Origin of the sequence: Bradyrhizobium sp. 149 (assembly GCF_023073915.1) — a bacterium.
In the GTDB taxonomy this organism is placed as follows: domain Bacteria; phylum Pseudomonadota; class Alphaproteobacteria; order Rhizobiales; family Xanthobacteraceae; genus Bradyrhizobium.
The window spans coordinates 694407-720548 of the sequence record NZ_JADPKK010000013.1 but is presented as its reverse complement, the minus strand read 5'-3'; the positions used below and the strand labels follow the sequence as shown (position 1 = coordinate 720548).

Annotated in this window: 30 protein-coding genes and 1 riboswitch; of the genes, 11 read left to right on the top strand and 19 right to left on the bottom strand. The window is 64.4% G+C overall.

What is annotated here, in order from left to right; all coding sequences use genetic code 11:
- Nucleotides 1–241: 241 nt before the first annotated feature.
- The gene (locus tag IVA88_RS08725; RefSeq protein ID WP_247496864.1) at nt 242–1219 is read left to right on the top strand and encodes a magnesium transporter CorA family protein; all 978 of its coding nucleotides are present in this window, start codon (nt 242–244) and stop codon (nt 1217–1219) included.
- A 186-nt stretch (nt 1220–1405) separates the two neighbouring features.
- Nucleotides 1406–1624: a hypothetical protein gene (locus IVA88_RS08720; RefSeq protein ID WP_247496863.1), complete on the top strand. Its 219-nt coding sequence runs from the start codon at nt 1406–1408 to the stop codon at nt 1622–1624.
- Between the two features lie 176 nt (nt 1625–1800).
- Here IVA88_RS08720 and IVA88_RS08715 read toward each other — a convergent pair whose 3' ends face one another.
- Nucleotides 1801–2553: an SDR family oxidoreductase gene (locus tag IVA88_RS08715; protein ID WP_247496862.1), complete on the bottom strand. Its 753-nt coding sequence runs from the start codon at nt 2551–2553 to the stop codon at nt 1801–1803.
- A 76-nt stretch (nt 2554–2629) separates the two neighbouring features.
- Nucleotides 2630–3271: a pyridoxamine 5'-phosphate oxidase gene (gene pdxH, locus IVA88_RS08710; RefSeq protein WP_247496861.1), complete on the bottom strand. Its 642-nt coding sequence runs from the start codon at nt 3269–3271 to the stop codon at nt 2630–2632.
- Nucleotides 3272–3384: 113 nt separating this feature from the next.
- Here pdxH and IVA88_RS08705 point away from each other — a divergent pair, with 113 nt between their 5' ends.
- On the top strand, nt 3385–3792 hold the full coding sequence (locus IVA88_RS08705) for an RT0821/Lpp0805 family surface protein (RefSeq protein WP_247496860.1): 408 nt from the start codon (nt 3385–3387) through the stop codon (nt 3790–3792).
- Nucleotides 3793–3901: 109 nt separating this feature from the next.
- Complete coding sequence (locus tag IVA88_RS08700; RefSeq protein WP_247496859.1) at nt 3902–4867, top strand: DnaJ C-terminal domain-containing protein; 966 nt, start codon at nt 3902–3904, stop codon at nt 4865–4867.
- Between the two features lie 327 nt (nt 4868–5194).
- Here the strand turns inward: IVA88_RS08700 and IVA88_RS08695 are convergent, their stop codons facing one another.
- Together IVA88_RS08695 and IVA88_RS08690 are read right to left on the bottom strand one after the other, a co-directional pair.
- Complete coding sequence (locus IVA88_RS08695; protein WP_247496858.1) at nt 5195–5965, bottom strand: anti-sigma factor; 771 nt, start codon at nt 5963–5965, stop codon at nt 5195–5197.
- A 106-nt stretch (nt 5966–6071) separates the two neighbouring features.
- Nucleotides 6072–6560: a sigma-70 family RNA polymerase sigma factor gene (locus IVA88_RS08690; protein ID WP_007594679.1), complete on the bottom strand. Its 489-nt coding sequence runs from the start codon at nt 6558–6560 to the stop codon at nt 6072–6074.
- Between the two features lie 171 nt (nt 6561–6731).
- Here IVA88_RS08690 and fabI point away from each other — a divergent pair, with 171 nt between their 5' ends.
- From fabI to IVA88_RS08670, 4 genes are all read left to right on the top strand, one after another.
- Entirely contained in the window at nt 6732–7547 is an 816-nt protein-coding gene (gene fabI, locus IVA88_RS08685; protein ID WP_247496857.1) for an enoyl-ACP reductase FabI, read from the top strand.
- 13 nt (nt 7548–7560) lie between these two features.
- Nucleotides 7561–8160, top strand: a complete 600-nt coding sequence (locus IVA88_RS08680; protein WP_247496856.1) for a histidine phosphatase family protein — start codon at nt 7561–7563, stop codon at nt 8158–8160.
- 176 nt (nt 8161–8336) lie between these two features.
- Nucleotides 8337–9425, top strand: a complete 1089-nt coding sequence (aroC, locus tag IVA88_RS08675) for a chorismate synthase (protein ID WP_247496855.1) — start codon at nt 8337–8339, stop codon at nt 9423–9425.
- Nucleotides 9426–9487: 62 nt separating this feature from the next.
- Nucleotides 9488–10678, top strand: coding sequence for an adenylate/guanylate cyclase domain-containing protein (locus IVA88_RS08670; RefSeq protein WP_247496854.1), 1191 nt, complete (start codon nt 9488–9490; stop codon nt 10676–10678).
- A 34-nt stretch (nt 10679–10712) separates the two neighbouring features.
- Here IVA88_RS08670 and IVA88_RS08665 read toward each other — a convergent pair whose 3' ends face one another.
- The 7 genes from IVA88_RS08665 to IVA88_RS08635 all read right to left on the bottom strand — a co-directional run bounded on the left by IVA88_RS08665 (nt 10713) and on the right by IVA88_RS08635 (nt 15516).
- Nucleotides 10713–11882 (bottom strand): HWE histidine kinase domain-containing protein, encoded by a 1170-nt coding sequence (locus IVA88_RS08665; RefSeq protein ID WP_256466774.1) that lies wholly within the window; start codon nt 11880–11882, stop codon nt 10713–10715.
- 60 nt (nt 11883–11942) lie between these two features.
- Nucleotides 11943–12194: a hypothetical protein gene (locus IVA88_RS08660; protein ID WP_247496852.1), complete on the bottom strand. Its 252-nt coding sequence runs from the start codon at nt 12192–12194 to the stop codon at nt 11943–11945.
- A 576-nt stretch (nt 12195–12770) separates the two neighbouring features.
- Nucleotides 12771–13076 carry an ATP-dependent Clp protease adapter ClpS gene (gene clpS, locus IVA88_RS08655; RefSeq protein ID WP_247496851.1) on the bottom strand — a complete coding sequence of 102 codons (306 nt, stop codon included), beginning with the start codon at nt 13074–13076 and terminating at the stop codon, nt 12771–12773.
- 43 nt (nt 13077–13119) lie between these two features.
- Nucleotides 13120–13461, bottom strand: coding sequence for a DUF190 domain-containing protein (locus IVA88_RS08650; protein WP_247496850.1), 342 nt, complete (start codon nt 13459–13461; stop codon nt 13120–13122).
- A 2-nt stretch (nt 13462–13463) separates the two neighbouring features.
- Nucleotides 13464–13892 (bottom strand): fluoride efflux transporter CrcB, encoded by a 429-nt coding sequence (gene crcB / locus IVA88_RS08645; RefSeq protein WP_247496849.1) that lies wholly within the window; start codon nt 13890–13892, stop codon nt 13464–13466.
- A gap of 6 nt (nt 13893–13898) precedes the next feature.
- Complete coding sequence (gene crcB / locus IVA88_RS08640; protein ID WP_247496848.1) at nt 13899–14288, bottom strand: fluoride efflux transporter CrcB; 390 nt, start codon at nt 14286–14288, stop codon at nt 13899–13901.
- A gap of 16 nt (nt 14289–14304) precedes the next feature.
- Nucleotides 14305–15516, bottom strand: coding sequence for an MFS transporter (locus tag IVA88_RS08635; protein WP_247496847.1), 1212 nt, complete (start codon nt 15514–15516; stop codon nt 14305–14307).
- Between the two features lie 127 nt (nt 15517–15643).
- Nucleotides 15644–15721: riboswitch (Fluoride riboswitch) on the bottom strand.
- Between the two features lie 286 nt (nt 15722–16007).
- Between IVA88_RS08635 and IVA88_RS08630 the strand changes: the two genes are divergently transcribed.
- Nucleotides 16008–16877, top strand: a complete 870-nt coding sequence (locus tag IVA88_RS08630) for a DUF1194 domain-containing protein (protein WP_247496846.1) — start codon at nt 16008–16010, stop codon at nt 16875–16877.
- A 174-nt stretch (nt 16878–17051) separates the two neighbouring features.
- Nucleotides 17052–17684, top strand: coding sequence for a hypothetical protein (locus tag IVA88_RS08625; protein WP_247496845.1), 633 nt, complete (start codon nt 17052–17054; stop codon nt 17682–17684).
- Between the two features lie 12 nt (nt 17685–17696).
- Here IVA88_RS08625 and IVA88_RS08620 read toward each other — a convergent pair whose 3' ends face one another.
- Nucleotides 17697–18533, bottom strand: coding sequence for a nucleotidyltransferase domain-containing protein (locus tag IVA88_RS08620; protein ID WP_247496844.1), 837 nt, complete (start codon nt 18531–18533; stop codon nt 17697–17699).
- A 20-nt stretch (nt 18534–18553) separates the two neighbouring features.
- A complete protein-coding gene (locus IVA88_RS08615; protein WP_247496843.1) occupies nt 18554–18799 on the bottom strand; it encodes a hypothetical protein in 246 nt (81 codons plus the stop codon).
- Nucleotides 18800–19019: 220 nt separating this feature from the next.
- Here IVA88_RS08615 and IVA88_RS08610 point away from each other — a divergent pair, with 220 nt between their 5' ends.
- A complete protein-coding gene (locus IVA88_RS08610; RefSeq protein ID WP_247496842.1) occupies nt 19020–19622 on the top strand; it encodes a hypothetical protein in 603 nt (200 codons plus the stop codon).
- A 56-nt stretch (nt 19623–19678) separates the two neighbouring features.
- Here the strand turns inward: IVA88_RS08610 and IVA88_RS08605 are convergent, their stop codons facing one another.
- From IVA88_RS08605 to IVA88_RS08580, 6 genes are all read right to left on the bottom strand, one after another.
- Nucleotides 19679–20926 carry a methyltransferase gene (locus tag IVA88_RS08605; protein WP_247496841.1) on the bottom strand — a complete coding sequence of 416 codons (1248 nt, stop codon included), beginning with the start codon at nt 20924–20926 and terminating at the stop codon, nt 19679–19681.
- Complete coding sequence (locus tag IVA88_RS08600) at nt 20919–21653, bottom strand: TlyA family RNA methyltransferase (protein ID WP_247496840.1); 735 nt, start codon at nt 21651–21653, stop codon at nt 20919–20921. Before IVA88_RS08600 ends, IVA88_RS08605 begins: the two co-directional genes overlap by 8 nt.
- Nucleotides 21654–21679: 26 nt before the next feature.
- The gene (locus IVA88_RS08595; protein ID WP_247496839.1) at nt 21680–22234 is read right to left on the bottom strand and encodes a nucleoside 2-deoxyribosyltransferase; all 555 of its coding nucleotides are present in this window, start codon (nt 22232–22234) and stop codon (nt 21680–21682) included.
- 33 nt (nt 22235–22267) lie between these two features.
- Nucleotides 22268–24196: a 1-deoxy-D-xylulose-5-phosphate synthase gene (dxs, locus tag IVA88_RS08590; RefSeq protein WP_247496838.1), complete on the bottom strand. Its 1929-nt coding sequence runs from the start codon at nt 24194–24196 to the stop codon at nt 22268–22270.
- A 595-nt stretch (nt 24197–24791) separates the two neighbouring features.
- Nucleotides 24792–25043, bottom strand: a complete 252-nt coding sequence (locus tag IVA88_RS08585; RefSeq protein ID WP_027516568.1) for an exodeoxyribonuclease VII small subunit — start codon at nt 25041–25043, stop codon at nt 24792–24794.
- Between the two features lie 73 nt (nt 25044–25116).
- Nucleotides 25117–26046, bottom strand: coding sequence for a histone deacetylase family protein (locus IVA88_RS08580; RefSeq protein ID WP_247496837.1), 930 nt, complete (start codon nt 26044–26046; stop codon nt 25117–25119).
- Nucleotides 26047–26142: the final 96 nt, after the last annotated feature.

Here is a 26142-nt window from a genome sequence, read left to right as displayed (position 1 = left end):
AATTCCAGCATTTCGAAGCTTTTCCCGCGCTGCAAGACCTTACCTGTGGCTTTTCTGCCGCAAGTTTTGCGGCCGAAAGTCTGTTTCTGGGCAAAACGCGCGGATGTGTCGATTCCATGCCACAGTTGGGACACGGCGCCGCCACAAATGCAAGCGCTCCGTTAATGTGCTTGTCATCATCAACTTGTCAGAATCGCGCTAAGGGCTGTCAGTCTGTCGCAGGCCCCTGCTGGAGTTGTGCATGTTTTCTGTGTTCGTTCCCTCCGAGTCCTCCCTCAAGAAGGCCGTCATCGACGATCTCGCGGCGGTGCCGGAGCATGCGGTGTGGATCGACCTGGTCAATCCGACCGCGGCCGAGGACAAGGCGGTGGAGCGGCTCTCGGGCATCGCAATCCCGACCCGGGAGGACATGCAGGAGATCGAGATCTCCAGCCGCCTTTATATCGAGAATGGCGCGCGCTACATGACTGCGACGCTGATGTGCCACTCCGATACCGATATGCCCCGGACCACGGCGGTAACCTTCATTCTCGGCGACCACCGCCTGGTGACGGTGCGCTATGATCAGCCAAAGCCTTTTGCGCTGGTTGAGGCCAAGCTGGCCCGTTCCTGCACGCCGGCGGTCACCGGCGAGATGGTGCTGATGGAACTGCTGGATGCCGTGATCGACCGCTGCGCCGACATTCTGGAGCGCTGCGGCGCCGAGATCGACCAGGTCTCGCATGACATCTTCGAGCCGGAGAGCGAGCGTCACGGTCACGCCAAGCAATATTCGCAGATCCTGATCTCGATCGGCCGCAAGGGCGACCTGACCTCCAAGGTTCGCGAGAGCCTGGTCTCGATCGGCCGCGTCGTCGCCTTCCTTTCGGCGGTGGTGGAGGGCGTGAAATGGTCGAAGGACATGCGCGAGCAGCTCAAGACCATGCAGCGCGACGTCGTCTCGCTGACCGACCACGCCTCCTACCTCTCCAGCAAGATCACCTTCGTGCTCGACGCCATGCTCGGCGTCGTCAATCTCGAGCAGAACAACATCATCAAGCTGTTCTCGGTCATGGCTGTTGTCCTGATGCCGCCAACGCTGATCGCCTCGATCTACGGCATGAACTTCAAGTCGATGCCGGAACTCGATTGGGCGCACGGCTATCCGTACGCGCTGGTGTTGATGCTGATCGCGGCGATCGTTCCTTACTGGATCTTCAAGTGGAAGAAGTGGCTGTAATAGCTACCGAGACCTTACGCCGGAGGCAGAGAGACGGCGTCTGGTGTCGCAGAATAGAGCGGGATTGCGGCCGCAAGGCGATGTGTGCGCGCCGCCCCAATTCCTCCGGTAAAATTTGAGCGGTGGGCTGAACGTTTGCGCGAAACTTGTCTGCGATAAGCAGCATGTTAGCCGCGAGGAACAGCCATGGTTGAAAAACACATAACGTCGCCCCGCAACGTCATCGATCTGGCGAACTACCGTCAGGTCCTGGCGAGCGGCAAGGCGTCGTCGATGTCGGCACGCATGTGCCGGCACTGTGGTGCTCCGCTGCTCGACGGCGAGAACGACGACGACTGCTCGACTGCGATCGGCACGGCCGCTCCGCAGCCACGCGAGAGGTCACGTCGGATTCGACTCGATTGAGCAACGGAAGCTAAGGGCGATCCAGGTCTTGCGGCGGCGTTGTCTGGATCGCCTTGCTTCCCCCGGCGCGGTTTCCAACATCGTCATTGCGAGGAGCTCTTGCGACGAAGCAATCCAGACCGTCTCCACCGAGGCGGTCTGGATTGCTTCGATTGCGCTCGCAATGACGAGGTAGACTACACGTGCTGGCCGCCGTTGATGTGGATCTCGGCGCCGTTGACGTAGGACGAAGTGTCCGTGCACAGCACGTAGATGATCTTGGCGACCTCGTCGGGCGTGCCGAGCCGGTGCATCGGAATCTGCTGGTCGACGATCTTCTCGGTGCCCGGCGACAGGATCGAGGTGTCGATCTCGCCCGGCGCGATCGCGTTGACGCGCACGCCGACGCGGCCGAAGTCGGAGGCCATCTCGCGCGTCAGGGATGCGAGCGCGGCCTTCGAGGTGGCATAGGCCGCGCCTGCGAAGGGATGTACGCGCGAGCCCGCGATCGAGGTGACGTTGACCACCGATCCCCTGGCCGCCTTCAATTCCTCGATCAGCCCCCGCGCCATCATGATCGGGGCGAAGAAGTTGACGTTGAACACATGCGTCCAGGTCGCGAGGTCGGTATCGATCGAGCCCAGCCTGGAGCCGCCGGCGCCCTTCGGCGATATCGCGGCGTTGTTGACGAGCGCATGCAGCATGCCGCCCTCGAGGCGGTCGCGGATGTCGGAGATCGCGCGCGTGGTATCGGCGGGGGTGGCGAGGTCGACCTGGATATGGTCCTCAGGGCCCGCATCCCAGGGACAATCCTCCGGGAACGGATGCCGCGAGCAGGTGATGACGCGCCAGCCTGCCGAGGAAAATCGGATGACGGTCGCGTGGCCGATGCCACGGCTAGCTCCGGTCAGGAGCAGCGTGCGGCGTGGCGCATTGGAAGGCTGCGGCATGAAGCTCTTTCAGGTTGGAGCGTGATCCGGAAAAGAGTGCAGCGGTTTTCCGAAAAAATCATGCTCAAACAAAATACTAGGGATACATCCGCGTCTTGGACCACTTCTGGCCGGCCGCGTCACGGCGAAATTCGATGCGGTCGTGCAGGCGGAATGGACGGTCGTGCCAGAACTCCATGCGCGACGGCGTGATGCGCCAGCCGCTCCAGCCCGGCGGGCGCGGCACCTCGCCGATGACGTACCTGGCGGCGACCTTGGCGATCGCCTGCTCGAATGCGAAGCGGCTCTCGAGCTCTTGCGACTGCTTGCTCGCCCAGGCGCCGATTTGCGCCTGCTTCGGACGGGTGGCGAAATAGGCGTCGGCCTCGGCCTCGGTCACCGGCGTCACGTTGCCGCGGATGCGGACCTGACGGCGCAGCGACTTCCAGTGAAAAAGTAACGCCGCCTTAGGATTTGCGGCGAGTTCGCGGCCCTTCTGGCTGGCGATGTGGCTGTAGAAGACGAAACCCTCGGTATCGAAGCCCTTCATCAGCACCATGCGCACGTCCGGCAGGCCGTCGGGATCGACGGTTGCGAGCGCCATGGCGTTCGGATCGTTCGGCTCGCTCTTGATGGCTTCGTTCAGCCAAGCCTCGAACAGCGCAAAAGGCTCGTCGGCGGCGGTGAAATCACCGGATGTTAAGGGTGTCTGGTGTTTCATCGAGGTCGTGTCGGTCATGTCTGGAGTCCGAGTTGCGTCCTGCGGTCCAAAACGCGTTGTTGTCCGCTACCGCCCTATATAGGGCATGGGGACGCGTTGGCCTATCCGCGATCCGGCCGTCCGGCTTCGTCATGACGATCATCCTGATCGGGCTCGGCACCGGCGGTTGCAGCTTTTCCCGCAACGACAAGAGTGCCTACGCCAAGGCCGACGACAGCGACCTCACCGGCTCGATCGCAATGCTCGCCAAGGAGGCGGCCCCTACCGAGACCGATCTCGCCTTCGCCCGCAACGCCGCCTCCGACGTCCTCAGCAAGGGCGACAAGGATTCCAGCCAGCATTGGGAAAATCCGGAAACCGGGGCGCGCGGTTCGGTGACGCCGATCGCGCAATCCTATGCCGCCGAGGACGGCCGCAGGTGCCGCGACTTCCTGGCGAGCTACGTCAACGGCAGCACCGAAAGCTGGCTCCAGGGCGCCGGCTGCCAAAGCAGCCGTGGCCGTTGGGAGATTCATACGCTAAAGCCGTGGCGGAGCTAGGAATCGCTACACCGAACTAGTTGCAAAAATACCACTCGCCCCCCACATCAGGGTCAGGTGGGGCGGGGAGCCCTTTGAACAATACAATTTCTTGAAGGAGACGTGACGGATGCGCGACCCCTATGAGGTCTTGGGGGTGCCGCGGAGCGCCAGCGCTGCCGCGATCAAGAGCGCCTATCGCAAGCTTGCCAAGAAGCACCATCCTGACAACAACAAGGACGACCCGAGGGCGGCCGAGCGCTTCGCTGAGCTGAACACGGCCAACGAGATCCTCGGCGACGAGGACAAGCGCAAGCAATTCGACCGCGGCGAGATCGACGCCGACGGCAAGCCGCGCTTCCAGGGTTTTCCGGGCGGCGGCGGGCCGCGCGGGCGTGCGGGTCCCGGCGGATTCGAGAGCTATACGTTCCGCGGCGGCGGCGCAGGCCCCGGTCAGGGCGCCGGCGCATTCGAGGACATCCTCAACAGCATGTTCGGCGGCGGGGTGCGCGGGGCGCGGCCCGGCGCCGGCGGTGCCGGGCAGTTCGAGTTCGACACCGGTGGGATCGGGATTGATCTCGACCTGAACGTCGCCATGACCGTCTCACTGGAAGAATCGGTGCAGGGCGGGGAGAAGCGCGTCCGGCTGCCGACAGGCAAGGAGCTCAACGTCAGGATTCCGGTCGGCGTCGTCAGCGGCCAGCAGATCCGGCTGAAGGGGCAGGGCGAGACCGCTCAGGGCCACCCGCCGGGCGATCTCCTGATCACGATTACGGTTGCACCGCATTCGTTTTTCAAGATCGAGGGCGCCGACCTCAGGATCGACCTGCCAATCACGCTCTATGAGGCAGTGCTCGGCGGCAAGGTTCGCGTGCCCACCCTCGGCAATGCGGTGGAACTGTCGATCCCGAAAAACACCTCCAGCGGCCGGACCTTCCGCCTCAAGGGCAAGGGATTGCCAAAAGCAGGCGGAACCGGGGACCTCTTCGTCACCATCAGGATTATGCTACCGGACGGGAACGACGCCGAGCTTGAAGCATTGATGGAGAAGTGGCGGGACCAACACCCCTACAATCCACGTAGCGGGCTCGGTTAGGGCGAGATCGGCAGCTGAAGGGGTTCTCCTAAAGACTGAGAGCATCGTCCGTGGAGATGATGCTCATCATATGCCCGAGGCGTGATAGCCCTTCTTGGCTCACGTGCTCGACGTGTCGGCTGTCCGGCGGGGCAGCTGATAAAAAGGTGCGGCCTCGAGAGGGGGACCAGCGCGGTACCAAAAACCCCAATCGAGGCCGCCCGCGTCGATCGGCGGATCGAACGCTGCTCATTTTCGCGTGATCATCCGGTGCGATAATGAGACGCGCCGATGTCTTCATTCCAAATTTTCAATGTCGGAATCGAGGCACCGCGCTTGCGTGGTTGTCTAGGTGCCGTTTTTCTCTGCCTGGTCGTAAACCGCCTGCGCCACCTTGGTCAGCCGGTCGCGGTCGCCGCCACCGCTGACGACGTAGCCGACGCCGCGCTCGGCCCAGAACAGCGCCCCGTCCTTGTCCGTTCTGGCGTAGCGCATCTGCGTCGCGCCGTTCTCGGTCTTGGCGGTGTAGATCGTGTAGCGCTCGCCCGAGGCGCCCTCATACATCAGGAAGGATGCGGGTCCACTCGGTCCCGGCAGCAGCCGGCCGCCGACGAGCTTCAGCCCGCTCGCCTCCAGGTTCGGCGCGAACACGGTCCAGCCGCAGCGCCGGGTCAGCCAGGCCTGGAGGTGGTCGCGCTCGTTGCCGCCGACCTCGACGGGGTGGCGAACCTCGACGACATAGAGGCGGTGGGCGTCGAGCGCGTCGGTCGTAAAACTCTGGAAGGTCGAGGGTGCGTTGGCAGCGCCATGCGCCAGCCAGCCGGCGGTGCCGCCGGCGACGAAGGCAACCAGCACGGCCGCGGCGGCGCCATAGAGCCAGCGCCGCGGGCGGCGTTCCAGCCGCTCGAGCTCCAGCCGCGCCGGCACCGGCTCCTGGGCAACGGAATCGTAGCGGGCGTGCAGCATCTCGGCCATGGCGCGCCAGGATTGCACGCGCTCGGCATCCTCGGGCTGCGCGGCGAGCCAGGCCTCGACGTCGGCGCGGCGCTCGGCCGGCAGCTCGCCGTCGACATAGGCGTGCAGTTCGTCCTCGGTCACTGGAATCTTGCGGTCGTTCATATCGGTCGTCTCTGGCTCTGCGGCCCAAAATGTTCTGCGTGGTTCAACTGCGCCGCTTCCCACGCCGTGCAGGGGAAACGACAGGCGCGATGCATCAATCCTGCCATCATTTCACCCGCCTGAGCGCCGGCCGCTCGCCCTCCAGCGAGGCTTTAACGTGGGCGCGGGCGCGTGCCAGGCGCGACATCACGGTGCCGATCGGCACACCCTGGATGTCGGCGACCTCGCGGTAGCTCATGCCCTCCAGCATCACCAGCAGCAGCACAGAGCGTTGCTCCTCGACGAGCGTCGCCAGTGCCCTCTCGATATCGCGCCCTTCGGCTTCGGTCCCGCTGGCATCCGGGTTGTTCTCCGTCAGCTGCATGAATTGCGGGCGCCGTGCCAGCGAGCGCCGCCGGTTCTTGTTGAGGTTGGTCAGGATCGTATAGAGCCAGCTTCTGACGTCGCCGCCGAGGAACAGGCGCTCCGACCGCAGCGCCCGCACCAACGTATCCTGCACCAGATCGTCGGCCGCATCCGCTTCGCGCGTGAGCGCGCGGGCGTAGCGGCGCAACGCCGGGATCATGGCTTCCACACTCTGGCGAAACGCACTCATTGCGGTCTTGACGTCCTGATGTTCGGCGAGCGCCACAACGATCATAACACCCGACCGGAACAGCTATTCCGGCGCTTGAAACAGCGTTAACGCCGCGGATTAGGACTGTACCGCAACGGAGGGCTGGTGTACCTCCAAACCTTACCGAGAGCTCGACGGGACGTTAGCAAAATGGCGCAGAATTCAGGTCTGATGCAGGGCAAACGGGGCGTGGTTCTCGGCGTTGCCAACAACCGCTCGATCGCCTGGGGCATTGCCAAGGCATGCCACGCGGCCGGCGCCGAGCTCGCCTTCACCTATCAGGGCGATGCGCTGAAGAAGCGCGTCGAGCCGCTCGCCGCCGAGATCGGCGGGCTCGTGCTCGGCCATTGCGACGTCACCGATGCTGCGAGCATCGACGCGGCCTTCGCGGTGCTGAAGGAAAAGTGGGGCAAGATCGACTTCCTGGTGCATGCGATTGCCTATGGCGAGCAGCTCGATGGCCGCTACGTCGACACGACGCAGGAGAATTTTTCGAAGTCCATGTTGATCTCCTGCTACTCGTTCACGGCCGTGGCGCAACGCGCCGAGAAGCTGATGACCGACGGTGGCTCGCTCATCACGCTCAGCTATTACGGCGCCGAGAAGTGGATGCCGCATTACAACGTCATGGGCGTTGCGAAAGCGGCACTCGAAGCCAGCGTGCGTTATCTCGCCGCCGATCTCGGCGAGAAGAACATCCGCGTCAATGCGATCTCGGCGGGGCCGATCAAGACGCTCGCGGCGTCCGGCATCGGCGATTTCAGATATATCCTGAAGTGGAACGAGGCCAACGCACCGCTGCGGCGCAACGTGTCGACCGAAGACGTCGGCGGCAGCGCGCTGTATTTCCTGTCCGACCTCTCGCGCGGCGTCACCGGCGAGGTGCACCACGTCGATTCCGGCTATCACGTGCTCGGCATGAAGCGCCCGGACGCGCCGGACATTTCGTTCGGTGGGAAGGACTAACCTTTCACCAGCAATGCCCGTGCCCACGATCTATTATCTTCGCCACGGCGAGACCGAGTGGAATGCCCTCGGGAGGCTTCAGGGCACCAGGGACATTCCGCTGAACGCGCGCGGCCGCGGTCAGGCGGTGCAGGCCGGCGGCATTCTCGCCGATCTGTTCAAGCGCGACGGCCGCAACAAGGCTGCGTTTCCCTACGTGTCGAGCCCGCTTGTCCGCGCGCGAGAGACCATGGAACTGGCGCGCGGCAGGCTCGAACTGCCGCCTGCCGACTACGCGCTCGACGACCGCCTGCGCGAGATCGGTTACGGCGTCTGGGAGGGGCTGACGCTGGCCGAGAGCGAGGCCTCCGATCCCGAAATCTATGCCCGGCGCCTCGCCGACAAATGGACGGTGGGCCCCGCGGGCGGGGAGACGTACGCCGACGTACAGGTCCGCGTGCGCGCCTGGTACGACCAGCTGCGGGCCGACACCGTCGCGGTCGCCCATGGCGGGACCTGCCGGGCCCTGATGGTTTCACTCGGCCTGGAGACGCCGGCGAGCGCCGCCGAACTCTACATCGAGCAGGGCGCCGTCTACGTATTCCGCGACGGCCGGCTGGAGAAGTTTAGCTAAGCAGGCCCGGCGTGCTCCGCCGTCGTGCCCGGGCTTGTCCCGGGCATCCGCGTCCTTTGCGCTCGCGGGCCAAGAACGTGGATGGCCGGGACAAGCCCGGCCATGACGACTGTGTACGCATTTGACCCCAATTTCAGGGCGAGTTAAGTCAGCACTGACTTACGAGCTAGAGACGGATGTCCTTCAACACCTTCGGCCACATGTTCCGCGTCACAACCTTCGGCGAGAGCCATGGGGTGGCGATCGGCTGCGTGGTCGACGGCTGCCCGCCCATGATCCCGCTCGTCGAGGCCGACATCCAGGGCGATCTCGACCGCCGCCGACCCGGCCAGTCGCGCTTCACGACCCAGCGCCAGGAGCCGGACCAGGTCAAGATCCTGTCCGGCGTGATGGCGCATCCAGAGACCGGTGCACAGGTGACGACGGGCACGCCGATCGGGCTGCTGATCGAGAACACTGACCAGCGCTCGAAGGACTATTCCGAGATCAAGGACAAGTTTCGTCCGGGTCACGCCGACTTCACCTATGAGGCGAAGTACGGCCTGCGCGACTATCGCGGCGGCGGCCGCTCCTCCGCGCGCGAGACGGCGACGCGGGTTGCCGCCGGCGCGATCGCGCGAAAGGTGCTGCCCGATGTCAAAGTGCGCGGCGCGCTGGTGCAGATGGGCCCGCACAAGATCGACCGCGCGAATTGGGACTGGGACGAGATTGCGAAAAACCCGTTCTTCTGTCCCGACAAGGACAAGGCCGCGTTCTTCGAGACCTATCTCGACGGCATCCGCAAGAGCGGCTCGTCGATCGGCGCTGTGATCGAGGTCATCGCCGAAGGTGTGCCGGCAGGCCTTGGCGCGCCGATCTACGCCAAGCTCGACGCCGAGCTCGCCTCTGCAATGATGAGCATCAATGCGGTGAAGGGCGTCGAGATCGGCGCCGGCTTTGGCGCGGCCGAACTCACGGGCGAAGAGAACGCCGACGAGATGCGTACCGGCAATGACGGCACGCGTTTTCTGTCCAACCACGCCGGCGGCGTGCTGGGCGGCATCTCGACCGGACAGCCGGTGGTGGTGCGCTTCGCGGTCAAGCCGACCTCGTCGATCCTGCAGCCGCGTCTCACCGTCGATCGCAACGGCACCGACACCGAGATCATGACCAAGGGCCGCCACGACCCCTGCGTCGGCATTCGCGCCGTCCCGGTCGGCGAAGCCATGATGGCGTGCGTGTTGGCCGATCATTTCCTGCGCGACCGCGGGCAGGTGGGGCGCTGATGTCGCGGTACTAGCCCGCCGCGCAGCTTGACGATCTCACAACTTCGCCCGCAAATGCGGCCATGAACAGCTTCGAGCTTCAGCGCGTCTCCAACTGGCTGATCGACGGCGCCTGGTCGTCGGTAGAGCCGGTCGTGATGATCGAGGATTTCTGCGAGCGTCTGGTCGCGGCGGGCCTGCCGGTCTGGCGGTTCGGCATCTTCATCCGCACGCTCCACCCCGAAATATTCGGCCGCAACTTCATCTGGCGGCAAGGCGAACAGGTCGAAATCGGCGCGGTCGAATTCGATGTCCTGGACTCGCCGGAGTTCGCCCAGAGCCCGCTTCGGATCGTGTTCGAGCAGGGGCTGGAGGTCAGAGGGCGCGTCGACGATCCCGGCAGCAAGCGGTTTCCCATCATCAACGACATGCGGGCCGAAGGCGTGACCGACTATGTCGCGGTGCCGCTGCGGTTCCTCGACGGCTCGGTCAACGCGACGAGCTGGATGACCCGGCAGCCCGGTGGCTTCAGCGACGACGAGATCGCGGCGATCCGCTCCATCGTGACGCCGCTCGCGCGTATTGCCGAGATCATCAGCCTGCGCCGCACCGCCGAGATGCTGCTCGACACCTATGTCGGCAATCGTGCCGGCGCGCGCATCCTTGGCGGCCAGATCCGGCGCGGCCACAACGACACCATGCAAGCTGCGATCTGGCTCTCCGACCTGCGCGGCTTCACCGCGCTGTCGGACCGGCTGCCGGCCGAGACCGTCGTCGAAATCCTCAATCATTATTTCGACTGCCAGGTCACCGCGATCCGTGGCCATGGCGGCGAGGTGCTGAAATTCATGGGCGACGGCCTGCTCGCGGTGTTCCCGATCGACGAATATGTCGGCGATGCCGCGCATGTCTGCACGCGCGTGCTGGAGGCAGCGCGCGAATCGCGGGCCAGCGTCGAGGCGCTCGCCTTTCCGGTCGGCGAAATCATCGAGCGCTTCCGCTTCGGCGTCGCGCTCCACGTCGGTCACATCCTCTACGGCAATATCGGCGGCGGCAACCGCCTCGACTTCACCTGCATCGGCCCCGCCGTCAATCTTGCCGCCAGGCTCGAGAAGATCACGGGTCGCCTGGGGCGGACCGTGGTGGCCTCGGAAGGCTTTGCCAAGGTCTGCCACCACGATTGGCACGAGCTCGGCGAATTCCCGATCGCGGGGGTCTCCAAGGCGCAGCGCGTCTACGGGCTGGCGGAGGAGACGCCGGCGGTGATGGCCTGAGGTCGTCCGCCGCCGCCAAGCCGGTAAGCAGAATTCAGGCGTTCGACGCCATCACCGACCTCAGCGGTACATCCAGCTGATAGACAAATCCGGACGGTTCATAGGCCAGCCGCACCTGCCCGTTCAGTTGCTGGCCGAGCGACTCGATCATCCGGGTGCCGTAGCTTCGTCGCGCCGGCGGCGCCACCACGGGGCCGCCGCTTTCGCTCCACTTCAGGTGCAGCCTTTGCTCGATCTCGTCTACCGTCCATGCGATCTCGACATGGCCGGAGGAACTGGACAGCGCGCCGAACTTCGTCGTGTTGGTGCAGAGCTCGTTGAACGTCATGGCGAGCGCTATCACGGCACCGGATGTGATCCTGAGGTCCGGGCCATTGAAATGGAATCGTCGGCCCCCCTGACTGTCAAAAGGATCGGTGGCGCCGCTCAGGGTATGAGTGAGGCTCGCATTTGACCAGCTGACCTGTATCAACAGGTCGTGGGCCCGCCCCAGCGCCAGCAACCGGCCATCCATGGCTTTTTGGCCTTGCTCGAGATTGACTGCGGCCCGGAAGCTCTGGGCTGCGATTGCGCTCACCGTCGCAAGCGTATTCTTGATGCGATGATGCAGCTCTCCGAGGATGAGCTTTTGCAACTTGTCGGCAGCCTCGCGTTCGTGGGCTTCGATGCCGGCTTGAGCGAGCAGGACCTTGGCGTCGGTGTCGGCCTGTTCCAGCAACAGCCGCAGATTGTCGTTCTCCGCTACCAGAACCGATTCCTGTGGCGATCGAGCAACCTCAAGGTTGTCCCCGGGATCCGTCGTTGTGGTCGGAAGGATTTTTAGCGCGCCCGCTCCGATCATCGTCTGCAACTGCGAGATCATTTCGTCGACGGCGAGCGGCTTGCGAAAGAAGCGGCTGTCCGCTGGCGTTTCGTTTTCAGCCGGCTTTACCTGACCGGAAACCAGCACGATCTTGATGGCAGGCCAGCGATCGTGCACCGCATGGGCCAGCTTCAAGCCGTCCATGGTCCCGGGCATCTGGATGTCGCTGAACAGAAGCGAGATGTCCGACCGCGACTCGAGGATCGCGATGGCTTCGTCGGCGTTGACGGCCTGCACAGGGCAGAAGCCTGCATCCTCCACGATATCGACCGCGCGCATGCGCAGGATCATCTCGTCTTCGACGACGAGAACATTCGGCAAGGAGGTTGGAGTTGTTGACATCTGTGCACGACACTTTCCTGGATCGTCCGACAAGCTCGGCCGGCGCTTTGCGATTGTTGTCTAGCGGCGCGCCGTAACCAAACGAGCTTCATGAACCCTGACATCGGATTCAGCTCTGCGCAGGCACGATGCTTCGAAGTCCGGCCAGACTTGGCCCAGGCAATTCCTGACCACCGTATGGCTCGCCAGCCGGTCCGCCTTCGCCAAAGCAACGGGTTCGCGCGCTTTCACTTGCGGAGCGAAGCCGGGCAACACCATTACGGACACTCCGAGGAGCGCGAACATCGCGAACGCGATAAGAGATTTCATCATTTGGGGCTGCTTTGGCTGTTGACCGCCCCGCTTCATTTGGGGGACGCTGTTACAACAACCAAAATGAAATATAGTTCATTTTCTGCAACTTATATTTGAAGTGCGATTTGCAGGCGAATGCCGCCTCGGCCCGGATCGTCGCTCGATGAGAAGAGGCCGCGACCAGGTTGGCTTGCCACTACCTCGGTGTTTTGGGGCCAGGCAGGCTTATCCAATCATGAATGTGCGACGCGGTTTCGCTCAATCGCGCCGCTTTGAGCAGCGATTCTCGCTGAACCCCGGGCGGGGCTATCTCTGCGCGCCGGCGGGCCTCGGCTGCCAATTGGGCAAGGCGATTGCTTAGCGGGATGGTCTTCTTGGTGGTGTTTTGCATGGGACGCTCCGCATTGGGCGGGAGCGCAAAGAACTCTCAGTCACCGATGGATGCCGTGGCGAGCCGGTGATGGCTCAGCATGCGCCTGTTGACGGCCGATAGATACATTATTCGGCAGAGCGGATTTGAAGTCGAAAGAGTTGCCAAAACACCAATCCGGCCGAGGCTTGGGCGTTGCGCGCGATCGAGCCCGATCGGCACCACTACTCCTCCGGCTCCGTCGTGAACAGCAGCGGATAGCCCTTGGTGCGGCCGGCGTCGGTGGCGCGGGTGGCCTTGGTCTCTGCGACGTCCTTGGTGAACACGGCGACCACGCAGGCGCCGAGCTTGTGGGCGGTGATCATCACCTTGTAGGCCTGATCCTCGGTCATGCGGAATTCGGCCTTGAGGATCATCGTGACGAATTCGCGCGGCGTGAAGTCGTCGTTGATCAGGATGACCTTGTGCAGCTTCGGGCGCTCGACCTTGGACTTGGTCCTGGTTTTCGGCTTGATGACGGTGTCGTTCATTCCGCCTCCCGGAAACGGCGGGCTCGGGTTCCTGCCGGAGCGTTCAGCGCGCGGCCTTCTCACCATATTGCAGGACCTGCACCTTCTCCAAGGTGATCAGGCCGCTCGACATCATGCCGTCCAGGATGGGCAGGAATGCATTGATGTTGGCCTCGCTGTCGACGACCTCGATCAGCAGCGGCAGGTCTTCCGAGAGCCGCAGAATTTTCGAAGTGTGCAGCCGGCTCGACTTGCCGAAGCCCATCGGGCCGCGCAGCACGGTGGCGCCGGCCAGATGCCGCTCGCGCGCCGTCATCACGATCGCTTCATAGAGTGGCTTGCCGTCGAAATGGTCGCTCTCGCCGATGAAGATCCGGAGCGAAACTGCCTGATTGGGGATTTGCATGGTCAGCTCCTTGTCAAGCGGTTGATGCGGCTGGCCATCATATGGCCTGCCCACACCGACACCAGCCAGCAAATAACGGATGCCGCGATATAGGCGAGCGCCGTATATCTCATGCCACCGTGCAACAGGCGGAAGATCTCCAGGCTGAAGGCCGAGAACGTGGTGTAGCCGCCGCAGAACCCGGTCATGACGAACTGCCGGTGCTCGGGCCGCGCCAGGACGCGGCCGTCGGGGCCCGTCAGCGTCGCGTAGAAGCCGATGATCAGCGAGCCCGTGGCGTTGATGAACAGCGTCGCGACGGGAAAGCCGGGCCCGGTGTCGAGCGCAAGCCCGACAAGGTAGCGCGTCAGCCCGCCGACGGTGCTGCCGGCCGCAACCCAGGCATAGAGCGTCGCGGTGCGCCAGCGATCGGCGGAGGAGGGGGACTTCATCTGCCTCTAGCCTCCCAGAGTGTCGGCGAGGAGGAAGCCGCAACTTACGGCCGCGAGGCACAGCCCGACCGAGAACACGACGTTGCCGAGCGCGTGCATCGGCTCGCCGCTACGTGCCAGCGTCAGCGTTTGCAGGCTGAACGAGGACACGGTGGTGTAGCAGCCGAGAAAGCCGGTCACCGCGAACAGCCACGGATTGGGCGCTGCGAAGGCCGAGCCGGGGTGGGTCGCCAGTGCGCCAAAAATGCCGATCAGGAAGGCGCCGGTGACGTTGATGGTCATGGTGCCCCACGGAAACGTCTCGCCCAGCCGACGCGCGATCGCGCCGGAGATGAAATAGCGCGCACAGCCGCCCAGCACGCTGCCGATCATGATCGCAAGCACCCCGCTCAGCACGACGAATAGCCCCCCGTCATCGTTTCTCCTCCGTTGCCAGCCCGTTGCCGACGGCGAACAGCCCCACGAGCGCGACCAGCGCGAAGCCCAGTCCGGCCAGGAACGTGCCGGCTGGACCATAGGTATCCCACAGCGCGCCCGCGATCACGCTCGCGGCCAGCAAGGCAAGGCCGGTGAACAGGTTGAAATAGCCGAACGCGGTGCCGCGCAAGCTCGGTGGCGCGGCGTCGGCGACGAGGGCCGAGAGCAGGCCCTGCGTCAATCCCATATGCAGTCCCCACAGCACGACGCCCAGGGCGAGGCCGCCAAGGCTTGGCAGCAGCGCCAGCGCGAGATCGGCGCCGGCGAGGAAGACGAGCCCGAGCGCGAGCAGGCCGGTGCGGTTGATCCGGTCCGAGAGCACGCCGGCGGGATAAGCCGACAACGCATAGGCGATGTTCATCAGCACCAGCACGGCCGGCACCCACATCGCATTGAGCCCGATGTTCTGCGCGCGCAGGATCAGGAAGGCCTCGCTGAAGCGCGCCAGCGTAAAGACGACGCCGACTGCGACGACGCGCCAGTATAAGGATCCAAGCTGCCGCATCGCGGCGGTGTTCAGCGGATTCCTTGGCGGCTCCCGGCCTGGATCCGGCTCCGGCTCGCTCACAGCAAATGCAATCAGTGCGAACGACAGGAACCCCGGCAGCACGGCCACCCAGAACACCGCCGTAAAATTGTCCGCGGTCCACCACATCAGGCCGATCGCCAGGAGCGGCCCGAGGAACGCACCGATGGTGTCGAGCGACTGACGCAAGCCGAAGCTCGCGCCGCGCAGGCCGATGGGTGCGATATCGGCGATCAGCGCATCGCGCGGCGCGCCGCGAATGCCCTTGCCGACGCGGTCGATGAAGCGCGCGGCAACCAGCCATCCGACGCTGGGAGCAAGCGGGAACAGCGGTTTTGTCAGCGCGGCCAGCCCGTAGCCGAGCGCGGCGAGCAATTTGCGCCGGCCGAGCCAGTCGGACAACGCGCCGGAGAAGATTTTCGTGATCGAGGCGGTCGCCTCCGCAATGCCCTCGATGAAGCCGACGGTGAGCGTGGAGGCGCCGAGCACGGTGACGAGATAGACCGGCAGCAGCGCGTGGATCATTTCGGAGGAGACGTCCATCAGCATCGAGACAAAACCGAGCACCCAGATTCCCCTGGGCAGCCCCGCACGCGCAGCGTTAGGTGTGGTCGTCGTCACGTCCAGGACTTCTCCTTGGCCTCTCCTTGGCCCCGCTCCTTGGCCTTCGCATCCAGGCAACAAAAAACCCGCCAGCGGCGGGTTTGTCCATGCTCCCGCCGAAGGCAGAGGCTCAAAGATTGCCCCACCTCAAGCAGGAGTCATCAGCCCACTACGGTCACAGGCCGCCGGGCGGTTGTCGGGGGACTCCATCCCCATCTGTGCGGCCAGCCTAGCATGGAAATCACGCCGGACAAGTGGGCGGGGCGCTCTGTCCAGTGGCCCGTCATTCCGGGAGCGCACCGCGCGCGACGGCATGGCGGCGCCAGTCGCGCCGTTCCAGCGGCGCGAGCACGGCAACATGGCGGCAGCTTTGTGTAAAGCGCGCAAATTGCAAACTCGCGATTCCTGACTCGCAAATCCCTAACTGGAATGTGAAGCGCAAGCGATCTTCTCCCTTTGCGGCAAGGGGATTGCATGTCACCATCGCGTCATACGACGGGAGGCTGCTTATGCGCTTGCTGTTCTCGATCGGGGCTGTGCTGGTGACCGGTATGTTTGCCGGAGGGGACGTCGCGGGCATCGCGGCACCAGGACCCAAATTTGAGTCGCCTAAAATTCAACCGCAGCGGCAAGCAGCCGACAGGGACGCGCAGACGGTCGATGTCGAGCTGATCCTCGCGGTCGACGTGTCCTACTCCATGGACATGGACGAACTCGCGATTCAGCGCGAAGGCTATGCGCAGGCGATCCAGTCGAAGGAATTCCTGCAGGCGCTGAAGCTGGGTCCGAACGGCCGCATTGCCGTGACCTATTTCGAGTGGGCCGCCTCGACCGACCAGAAGATCATCATCCCCTGGCGCCTGATCGACGGACCGGAGACCGCCGATGCCGTCGCCGCCGAAATCTTGAAGACGCCGATCCGGCGCGCCTCGCGCACCTCGATCTCCGGCGCGATCACTTTCGCGATGCCGCTGTTTGATGAGGATCCCTATCGAGGCTTGCGCCGCGTGATCGACATTTCCGGCGACGGTCCCAACAACAATGGCACTCCGGTCACGATTGCGCGCGACGCAGCGATCGAGAAGGGCATCGTCATCAACGGCCTGCCGATCATGGTCAAGGAGCCGTCCTATTCGACCATGGATATCGACAATCTCGACTTCTACTATGAGGATTGCGTCATCGGCGGTCCCGGTTCCTTCGTCATCACGATCAAGGATCGCGACAAGTTCAAGGAAGCCATCCGCACCAAGCTCCTGATGGAGGTTGCGGGCCGTATGCCGGAGCGCCCCGTGATGCGCGTTGCGGAGAAGGACAAGGAGCCGCGCGTGAGCTGCATGATCGGCGAGAAGATCTGGTCGGACCGCTGGGGTCGCTGAACGCTGCCACCGCACGAGACCTTTTGCCCTATTTGCCTCCGATGGAATTTTAACCACGCGTTAACTGTTGCGGGGCCCTAATCGGCTGTTCCAATTGTTTCCGGATAATGTTCTGACGCTCCTGTCGGGGCGCGAACGAAGCGGGCCCGCCAGACTGATCCGCCGAGCAATCCAATGGCCATCGTCACATCGAGCACCAGCCAGATTTCGCCCGCTCTCGAGCGGGTGTATCACCAGAGCTCCCTGCTCGGTGAGTGGAAAGGCAATTGGGCGGGCAACAACCAGCCCGTCAGCTTCAAGGTCGTGAACATCCGCGGTGCGCGGGCGCAGGTCGAGTACACCCATAACGGGCGCACGGAGCGCGGTTTTGGCGAGGTCGCCGGTTCGCTTCTCACCTTCGGCACGGTCACGGTCGGCACCAAGGACGGCAAGAGTCTGGTGCTGTTGTCATCCGCAGGCGCGGGCAAGCAGACCGCGACTCTCGAGAAGCAGGCACCGCCGGCCTCCGACAGCCGCCTGATGGGAAGCTGGGGCGGCTATTCCAGTGACAATGGCAAGAGCGCGAGCTTCAGGGTGCTCGCTGTCAACGGCAACGAAGCGCAGGTCAGCGTCACCACCGACGGCGTCACCCGTCAGGGCACCGGCACCGTCTACAAGAACGTCATCATGTTCGGGCAGGCGCAGATCGCGACTGACGACGGGCAGAACGGCAAGATCATCTACCAGGTCGGCAGCAAGTCGTTCATGGTGCCCGTGACGAAATATCCGCCGGCGGATACGTCCTCTTCGGTGGACAAGACGGCGTAACCGTCACGGCTGCTAGCTGCGGGATTGCATCAGCGCCTTCAATTGCCAGTCGATCTCACGCAAGATATCGCAAGCGGGCGTGAGGGCGCCATTGCCGATCAGCCGCCAGATCTCCTCCGCCTGCTCGTGCAGATGCGGAATTGTCAGCGGCAACCGCGCTGCTTCCAATAGCGCGCCCTTTTCGTTGATGAGATAGCGCTCGTTCAGCGCGAACACGATCTGCGCAACGCAGGCCAGCGACCGGTAGACGCATCCGGCGATATGGGTCTGCTCGTTCCGTGCGACCGCAAGCTCCGCATTCTCGATGCCGAAGAGGATTTCCCACTGGAAGCTCCGGATCAGGGCATCCCGCAGCGGTTGCGGGTAGGGCAGCGCGATCGATTTCAACCGGTGGATCAGGTCTTGCGGATCGTGCAGTGGTTGGCAATAGGCGATTTCGCCCATCCAGATCGCCGAGCAGAAGCCGTGTGGATGGCCGGGCTGGTAGTCCATGGTGATGATGCCGGCCCGGCAGGATTCCATTACGGCTTCGACGGCGTCGGCGTTCCGATAGAGCAGGTCGACCTTTTGTCCGCCAACCGACAGCCAGGCACCTCCGATGATCCACGGCCCCCATTCCCCGATCTTCGTCACCGCCGTGACGGCAGGATCGTCGGCGATTTCCTTTGCGGCGGCCAGCAAGCGTTCGGTATCCAGCGGAAGCGCTGCTTTGAAATACAGCCCGATGTCATAATCGGACGCGGCGTGCCCGCTGCCGCGCGCACGCGAGCCGCCGAGTGCGACGGCCGCGACGCCCCGCACCTCGGCGAAAGCGGATGTCAGACGTGTGAGCAGCGGATCGTGCGACATGGACGGTGGTTGCGGAGTTGCTATTTGGCGGCGAGCGGTGGCAGCGGCGGCACGCTGTCGTTCGGTGCGTCCGCCTGCATGGTGATCAGCGTCATCGAGACCAGGTCGTAATAGCCGATCGGGCCGATGATATCCATGATGCCACGCTCGCCGAATTTCTGCTGCGCCATGCGGTAGACTTCGTCGGAGACCTTCTTGTCGCGGTACAGCGCCATCGCGAGATCGTAGAGTGCGGCCTCGTCGTCCTTCATCGCTTTCGTTCGCACGCGCCCGGATATCGCATCGTCGTTCTCTCATTCCGGCGGACTCGCGCCGCCTTGTTTCGGACGACAGCTTACGGTGCGGTGGGAACCGTGCAAGACCTCGGGAACGCAAGACCTCGGGAACGCATGCGGGAGTTGATCGAAACGACGCCCGTGGGTCAGCTCCACTGGCATTAGCGACATCCCTCGCGTATAATTTCCGCACTTCCTTGACGGTCACCTGATGTCCAGCTTCGCAGATTCACGCACCCTCGCAACTCTCTTCGCCGTGCTTTGCCTTGGCGGAGCAACGGCTCATGCGCAAGTGGCGCCCCTGAGGTATTGGATACCGGGCGGTCCTTTCGGTTGGGGTGGCAGTGCCGGCCAGAGCGCCGATGCCTACGGCAATTTTCCAAGCTTCAAGGCCGGCGATGCGGACGGAAGCTACAGTTTTCGTCCCGGCTTCTTTGTCGGAAGCGAACGCGGCAGTCTCGGTTTGAACGGTTTCAGCCAAAGCGCGTCAGTCGGCAACTTCAGCGCGCTCTCTTATGATGCCACGCAGTTCGGCTACAACACCAAGACCGCGGGCGGCATGCCCGTCACGTTCTTTGCCGGTTTCGATACACTGAAATACGGCGGCGGCATTGGCAGCTCGCTTGCGCCGCTCACCTCCAGCGCCTCGCCCGGCTACGGCGCTTTTGCGGGTGTCGAGTTCAAGCCGACCTCCAACCTGAGCCTGTCGTTCGGCGCCGGTTTCATCCAGCAGCAATCGGGGCGCATGGACAGCGACATCAACTCGTCGATACTGCCCGGCGAGTCACCGGCGTTGGGCGGTCTCAGGCGGTAGAGCATGACCCGGGAAAGTGTGCGGCGGCTTCCCGAAAAGGTCATGCTCAAAAAAAACTAGCGCGTGAACTTCGCCACCAGCTCCACATGCGGCGTGTGCCGGAACTGATCGACCGGCACCACGGCATCCATCCTGTAGCCGCCGTCGATCAGCAGCCGCGCGTCGCGGGCAAAGGTCGCGACGTTGCAGGAGACCGCGACCACTACGGGCACCTTGCTCGCGGCGAGCTTCAAGGCCTGCGCCTGCGCGCCCTGGCGCGGCGGATCGAACACGACAGCATCGAAATCGCGCAGCTCCGGCGGCACCAGGGGGCGGCGGAATAGATCGCGCGGCTCCGCTTTGACCGGCTTGAGCCCCGGCGTGCGCGCGGCCTGTGCGAGCGCTGCAATGGCGCCGGCGTCATTGTCATGGGCGGTGACGCGGGCCTTCTCGGCAAGCCTCAACGCAAACGGCCCGACGCCGCAGAAGAGATCGAGAACGTTCTTGGCCTTGCCGATGCGCTCCGCGACGAGCGAGGCAAGCGTCTCTTCGCCCGCGACGGTTGCCTGCAGGAACGAGCCCGGCGGCAGCGTCACCTCGGCGCGGCCCATCTGCAGGGTCGGTGGCAGACGTTGCAGCACCAGTTCGCCGTGCCGTGTCAGCCGGGCGAGGCGGTGCTGCTCGGCGACGCGCGAGAGCGCGGTCACGAGCGGCGTTGGCAGCGGGCCGGAGCCGCGCACGTCGATGTCGAGACCGTTGGCGGTCGCGGTGACCTGGACGTCCAGCGGCTTCGTCACCGACATTTTGGACGTCAGCAGCTCGGCGAGCGCCCAACCGGCATCGAGCGCGCCCTCAAGCCCGGGATCGAGGATCGGGCAGCGATGGATCGGAATGACGTCGTGCGAGCTGGCAGCCGAGAAGCCGACCTTGAGGATGTCATGGGTGCCGAACCGGCCGTGCAGCGTGATGCGCCTGCGCCCCGCACCGTGGGCGTCAACCAGCGACGCCACCTCGCAGTCGATCCCGGCCTGGGCCAGGGTGTCGACCACGATGCCGCGCTTCCAGGCGTGATACGGTTCAGCCGCCCAGTGCTGGATCGCGCAGCCGCCACAGACGCCGAAATGCGGACAGAACGGTGTGATGCGCTCCGGGCTGGCGACATCCACCGCCAGCAGCTTGCGGCGGTCAGGATGGTTGCCGACGACATGATCGACCTCGACGGTCTCGCCGCCGAGCGTGTAGGGCACATAGATGGCATTCCCGGCGTCGAGCGAGACGCCGTCGCCGCGATGGCCGACGTGATCGATCTTCACGCGCTCAACCACGGCGCGCGCCGAGGAAGAATTCGATATTGCCGTCGCCGCCGGTGATCGCCGACGGGAACACCTCGATATCGGTGCAGCCGAGCGAGGCCGCAAAGGCGGCGATGTCGTCGCAGATCTCGCGGTGCACGGCGGCGTCGCGGATGATGCCCTTCTTGTTGTGCTTCCGGTCCGCCTCGAATTGCGGCTTGATCAGCGCCAGCAGGCTCATCGGCGCGGCCGCCAGCGACAGCGCCACGGGCAGCACCGTCTTGAGCGAGATGAAGCTGACGTCGATCACGACGACATCAGGCCGCGCCGGCAGGCGCTTGCCGTCATAGGCGCGGATGTCGGTCTCTTCCATCGACACGATCTTGGAGTGACCGCGCAGCGAGGGATGCAACTGGTTGGTGCCGACATCGACCGCAAAGACGAGGCTCGCGCCGTTCGCCAGCAGCACCTCGGTGAACCCGCCGGTGGAAGCGCCGACGTCGAGGCAGACATGGTCCTCGATCTCGATTGGGTACCGCTCCAGCGCGCCGGCGAGCTTGACGCCGCCGCGGGAGACGTAGGGGTGCGCGGCCTCGGCCTGGATCACGGCGTCCTCGGCGATGGTCTCCGACGGCTTTGCGACCTGCTTGTCGTCGGCGGTGACGAGCCCGGCCTCGATCGCCGCGCGCGCCCGCGCCCGGCTCTCGAACAGCCCGCGCTCGACCAGCAAAACATCCGCGCGCTTGCGGGCAGGGGACATAATCTCTCCGAAGACGCCTGAGGCGCTTATGTAGCGATCAATCGCGCGGCCGCCATCCGGACGCAAGCCTCGAACGCGGCCAGATCGTGCCAGACGTCGACCGGCATCTGCGCCGGCGTCACCAGCGGGCAGCCATGCAGCTCCAGCGCGTGGATCATCATGAGATTGTCGACGAGGCCAAAATCCTCGACCGTCAGCCCCTGCGCGTCGACCAGCCGCCCGTCCTCGGACGTCACGTCCATGAGGCGGCCGACACGGTCGGCATAGGCGGCGCCGTCGTTGGAATAGGCGAGGCAGAATTTGCGGCGGCCGGCCATGTAGCCGAGCTCGTAGACGGTGCCGGGATCGGCGCCGGCGCCGCGGAACGGCGTGAGATTGGCGATGATGGCGTCGGCCGCGTCCATCATCGCCTCGTTGCCGCAAAAGGTCTGCCGCGACGCATCAGGCGCGGCGAGGTCGATTTCGTTGTCGAGGGGATAGAGGCCGGTGAGGCCGTTCGCGGCACAGATCGCGACCTTCTGCCGGCCGATCTCGTCCGCATCCGGCAGGAACACGTCGGGGCCTGCCAGATAGATTTTCATGAGAGCTGCTTCGCAGAAGGTCGAAGCTCGCTGTCAGGCGAGCTTGACCGTCTCGGCCTTGACGTCCTTGCCCAGCGCCTCGAACACCTTGGCGACGATGCCCTTGGCATCGAGACCGGCACGGCCGTACATCGCCGCCGGCGTGTCGTGATCCTGGAACACGTCGGGCAGTACCATGGTGCGGAACCGCACCAGGCCGCTGTCCAGCGCGCCCTGGTCGGTCAGGTACTGCGCGACATGCGAGCCGAAACCGCCGACCGAGCCTTCCTCGATCGTGATCAGGATCTCGTGGTCGCGCGCGAGCTTGAGCACCAGTTCGGTGTCCAGCGGCTTCATGAAGCGCGCATCCGCGATGGTGGTGGAAAGGCCATGGGCTGCGAGCTCGTCGGCGGCCTTCTCGCATTCGGCGAGGCGCGTGCCGAAGGAGAGCAGGGCGATCTTGCTGCCCTGGCGGATCACGCGGCCCTTGCCGATCTCGAGCGGAACGCCGACCTCGGGCATCTCGATGCCGCGGCCCTCGCCGCGCGGATAGCGCAGCGAGCTCGGCCGATCGTTGATCGAAACCTGGGTTGCAACCATGTGCACCAGCTCGGCTTCGTCGGCCGCGGCCATGATCACCATGTTCGGCAGACAGCCGAGATAGGCGTTGTCGAACGAGCCGGCATGGGTGGCGCCGTCGGCGCCGACGAGGCCGGCGCGGTCGATGGCGAAGCGGACCGGCAGGCTCTGGATCGCGACGTCATGCACGATCTGGTCGTAGCCGCGCTGCAGGAAGGTCGAGTAGATCGCACAGAACGGCTTGTAGCCTTCGGTGGCGAGACCGGCGGCGAACGTCACCGCGTGCTGCTCGGCAATGCCGACGTCGAAGGTGCGGTCCGGGAAGGCCTTGTTGAAGATGTCGACGCCGGTGCCGGACGGCATCGCCGCGGTGATGGCAACGATCTTGTCGTCCTTCTCCGCTTCCTTGACGAGGCTCTGGCCGAACACGTTCTGATAGGCCGGCGCGTTCGGCTTGGACTTTGCCTGGGTGCCGGTCGCGACGTCGAACTTGACGACGGCGTGGTACTTGTCGGCGGAGGCTTCCGCCGGGCCGTAGCCCTTGCCCTTCTGCGTCACGACGTGAACCAGGATCGGGCCGGTCTCCATGTCGCGCACGTTCTTCAGCACGGGCAGGAGATGGTCGAGGTTATGGCCGTCGATCGGGCCGACGTAATAGAAGCCGAGCTCCTCGAACAGCGTGCCGCCGTCCATCATGAAGCCGCGGGAATATTCCTCGACGCGGTTGGCGCGGCTGGCGATGATCTTGGGCAGGCGCTTGTTGATCTGCTTGGCGGCATCGCGCAGCGTGCGATAGGTCTTGCCCGAGTAGAGCCGCGACAGATAGGCGCTCATCGCGCCGACCGGCGGTGCGATCGACATGTCGTTGTCGTTGAGGATGACGATCAGGCGCGAGTTCATTGCACCCGCATTGTTCATGGCCTCATAGGCCATGCCCGCCGACATCGCGCCGTCACCGATCACGGCGATAACGTTGTTCTTGCCGCCGGAGAGGTCGCGCGCGACCGCCATGCCGAGGCCGGCGGAGATCGAGGTCGAGGAATGCGCGGCGCCGAACGGATCGTAATCGCTCTCGCTGCGCTTGGTGAAGCCGGACAGGCCGCCGCCGGTGCGCAGCGTACGGATGCGATCGCGCCGGCCGGTGAGGATCTTGTGCGGATAGGCCTGGTGTCCGACGTCCCAGATCAGCCGGTCACGCGGGGTGTCGAAGACGTAATGGATCGCAGTGGTGAGCTCGACCACGCCGAGGCCTGCGCCGAAGTGACCGCCGGTCACCGAGACGGCGTCGATGGTCTCTTGACGCAGCTCGTCGGCAACCTGGCGAACCTGCTCGATCTTGAGCTTGCGCAAATCGTCCGGCGTCCGGATGGTGTCGAGAAGCGGCGTTTTACTGTATGCGTTCACGGCGATTTCCAATTTGTCAGCGCCGGAAGATCGTTCCGGCGCGCGATGGGTTTGCACAATATCGGCGCAGCGCGAGTCCTTAAACCGTCGGAGCCACCTGCATGGGGCAAAGCCCCGTCTTCAAGCTTAGGTGAGCTTAAATGCTCTCCGGTTCAGTCTCTGTGATCCCTGTCACTTAGATCGGCTTCGTCCATCCCAGCCAATTCATCAGCAGTTTGAAGCGCTTGTCGCCGGCAATCGGTGCCCACGCAAGGCTTACAAAAAGCCACACTCCACGCAGCTTTACACCAAAGCTTGGGCCAAAGCCAACCCGCAGGGCCGATTACGGGCATGCATGTGCAACCCCCGGGCCAGAGTGGTTAATCCTCGCGCCAGCGGAAGGGTTCCAAGCTGGCCCGGTTCCTCGGCACGTTTTGGCGAGAGGGAAGCTGTTTTAGACGCGATTGGGGAGGGCGAACGGCCTTGTGAGGGAGTTCCGCGAGCTTTGGACCGCCCGTTAGCTGGCCCAACAGCAGCAGTGGCTCCGACGACGGCGTGCGATCATGAAAAATTGCCGGCGGCCAATGCTTGGGACGGGCGGCCTCGAAGGCGGCCCTTACTGGACGTCGAGCGGCGCGGTGCCGGTGGCCTGCCCGCTGGCATCGGTGGTGATCTTGTCGACGCGCGCCTCGGCCTGGCGCAGCAACTCCTCGCAGCGGCGCTTCAGGGCCTCGCCGCGCTCATAGATCGTCACGGATTCCTCGAGCGGCACCTTGCCGTCCTCGAGCCGCTTCACGATCGTTTCGAGCTCCTCGATGGCGCGTTCGAAGGTCAGCCTGGAGACGTCGATTTGGGTATTTTCGGCCATATAAGTTTCCGATTGCCCGATTCGCTTCACATCAGAGAAAGCAAGGTTTTGCGGGCGTAATGTGGCGGGTGCGTCAGGCGCCCATCAGGGCGCCGACATGCGCCGTAACAGATTCTTTCAGTCCTTGCAGGTCGTAGCCGCCTTCGAGCACAGAAACAACGCGCCCCCCCGCGGTCTTGTCGGCGAGGTCCATCAGCTTGCGCGTCACCCAGGCATAATCCTCCGCGCGCAAATTCAGCGACGCCAGCGGATCGCGATAATGCGCGTCGAAGCCGGCAGAGATGACGAGCAGCTCCGGGCTGAATTTTTCGAGCTGCGGCAGGATCAAATTCTCGAACGCGATGCGGAATTCCGGCCCGCCGTCCTCGGAGGCGAGCGGCGCGTTGACGATGGTGTCGTGGTCGCCGCGCTCGCTCTTGGCACCGGTGCCCGGAAACAGCGGCATCTGGTGCGTCGAGCAGTACATCACGCTCGGGTCCGACCAGAAGATGTCCTGCGTGCCGTTGCCGTGATGCACGTCGAAATCGACGATGGCCGCGCGCTTGATGCCGTATTTGCGCTGCGCGTGGCGTGCGGCGATTGCGACGTTGTCGAAGAAGCAGAAGCCCATCGGCTTGCCGATCTCGGCGTGGTGGCCGGGCGGGCGCACCGCGACGAAGGCGTTGCGATGCTCGCCCGCCATTACCGCTTCGGTCGCCGCGACCGCGCCGCCGACGCCGCGCATCACCGCTTCCCACGTGCCCGGCGACATCGAGGTGTCGCCATCGAGATAGACCTGTCCGCTGGTCGGCGCGATGTGGCGCAGCTCGGTGACGTAGTGCTCGTTGTGGCAGAGCGTGACGAGGTCGAGATCGCCCTCCGGCGCCTCGTCGCGCACCAGGAACTGGAAGCGCTCATGCGACAGCGCTTCCTCCACCGCGCGCAGGCGGTCCGGCCTTTCAGGGTGTCCCGGCGGCGTGACGTGGTCGAGGCAGGCCTTGTGGGAGAGGAGAAGCGTACTCATCAGGTCGGCCTCATGGGGATGCGGGCTCTCGGCGTCGCTTGGCGCATCCGGCGCCAAAACGCAAATGCAAAACCCAATCTATGCGTTCCCCCCGGA

Bases quoted from the DNA above. Each gene is read 5' to 3' on its own strand.
- IVA88_RS08705 (WP_247496860.1), top strand. From the start codon at position 3,385: ATGACGATCATCCTGATCGGGCTCGGCACCGGCGGTTGCAGCTTTTCC.
- IVA88_RS08720 (WP_247496863.1), top strand. From the start codon at position 1,406: ATGGTTGAAAAACACATAACGTCGCCCCGCAACGTCATCGATCTGGCG.
- IVA88_RS08660 (WP_247496852.1), bottom strand. From the start codon at position 12,194: ATGATGAAATCTCTTATCGCGTTCGCGATGTTCGCGCTCCTCGGAGTG.
- IVA88_RS08610 (WP_247496842.1), top strand. From the start codon at position 19,020: ATGTCCAGCTTCGCAGATTCACGCACCCTCGCAACTCTCTTCGCCGTG.
- IVA88_RS08625 (WP_247496845.1), top strand. From the start codon at position 17,052: ATGGCCATCGTCACATCGAGCACCAGCCAGATTTCGCCCGCTCTCGAG.
- aroC (WP_247496855.1), top strand. From the start codon at position 8,337: ATGTCCTTCAACACCTTCGGCCACATGTTCCGCGTCACAACCTTCGGC.
- IVA88_RS08585 (WP_027516568.1), bottom strand. From the start codon at position 25,043: ATGGCCGAAAATACCCAAATCGACGTCTCCAGGCTGACCTTCGAACGC.
- IVA88_RS08700 (WP_247496859.1), top strand. From the start codon at position 3,902: ATGCGCGACCCCTATGAGGTCTTGGGGGTGCCGCGGAGCGCCAGCGCT.
- fabI (WP_247496857.1), top strand. From the start codon at position 6,732: ATGGCGCAGAATTCAGGTCTGATGCAGGGCAAACGGGGCGTGGTTCTC.
- IVA88_RS08690 (WP_007594679.1), bottom strand. From the start codon at position 6,560: ATGAGTGCGTTTCGCCAGAGTGTGGAAGCCATGATCCCGGCGTTGCGC.
- IVA88_RS08630 (WP_247496846.1), top strand. From the start codon at position 16,008: ATGCGCTTGCTGTTCTCGATCGGGGCTGTGCTGGTGACCGGTATGTTT.
- crcB (WP_247496849.1), bottom strand. From the start codon at position 13,892: ATGAAGTCCCCCTCCTCCGCCGATCGCTGGCGCACCGCGACGCTCTAT.
- IVA88_RS08650 (WP_247496850.1), bottom strand. From the start codon at position 13,461: ATGCAAATCCCCAATCAGGCAGTTTCGCTCCGGATCTTCATCGGCGAG.
- IVA88_RS08680 (WP_247496856.1), top strand. From the start codon at position 7,561: ATGCCCGTGCCCACGATCTATTATCTTCGCCACGGCGAGACCGAGTGG.
- IVA88_RS08580 (WP_247496837.1), bottom strand. From the start codon at position 26,046: ATGAGTACGCTTCTCCTCTCCCACAAGGCCTGCCTCGACCACGTCACG.
- IVA88_RS08670 (WP_247496854.1), top strand. From the start codon at position 9,488: ATGAACAGCTTCGAGCTTCAGCGCGTCTCCAACTGGCTGATCGACGGC.
- clpS (WP_247496851.1), bottom strand. From the start codon at position 13,076: ATGAACGACACCGTCATCAAGCCGAAAACCAGGACCAAGTCCAAGGTC.
- IVA88_RS08595 (WP_247496839.1), bottom strand. From the start codon at position 22,234: ATGAAAATCTATCTGGCAGGCCCCGACGTGTTCCTGCCGGATGCGGAC.
- IVA88_RS08665 (WP_256466774.1), bottom strand. From the start codon at position 11,882: ATGTCAACAACTCCAACCTCCTTGCCGAATGTTCTCGTCGTCGAAGAC.
- pdxH (WP_247496861.1), bottom strand. From the start codon at position 3,271: ATGACCGACACGACCTCGATGAAACACCAGACACCCTTAACATCCGGT.
- IVA88_RS08620 (WP_247496844.1), bottom strand. From the start codon at position 18,533: ATGTCGCACGATCCGCTGCTCACACGTCTGACATCCGCTTTCGCCGAG.
- IVA88_RS08725 (WP_247496864.1), top strand. From the start codon at position 242: ATGTTTTCTGTGTTCGTTCCCTCCGAGTCCTCCCTCAAGAAGGCCGTC.
- IVA88_RS08715 (WP_247496862.1), bottom strand. From the start codon at position 2,553: ATGCCGCAGCCTTCCAATGCGCCACGCCGCACGCTGCTCCTGACCGGA.
- IVA88_RS08695 (WP_247496858.1), bottom strand. From the start codon at position 5,965: ATGAACGACCGCAAGATTCCAGTGACCGAGGACGAACTGCACGCCTAT.
- IVA88_RS08600 (WP_247496840.1), bottom strand. From the start codon at position 21,653: ATGTCCCCTGCCCGCAAGCGCGCGGATGTTTTGCTGGTCGAGCGCGGG.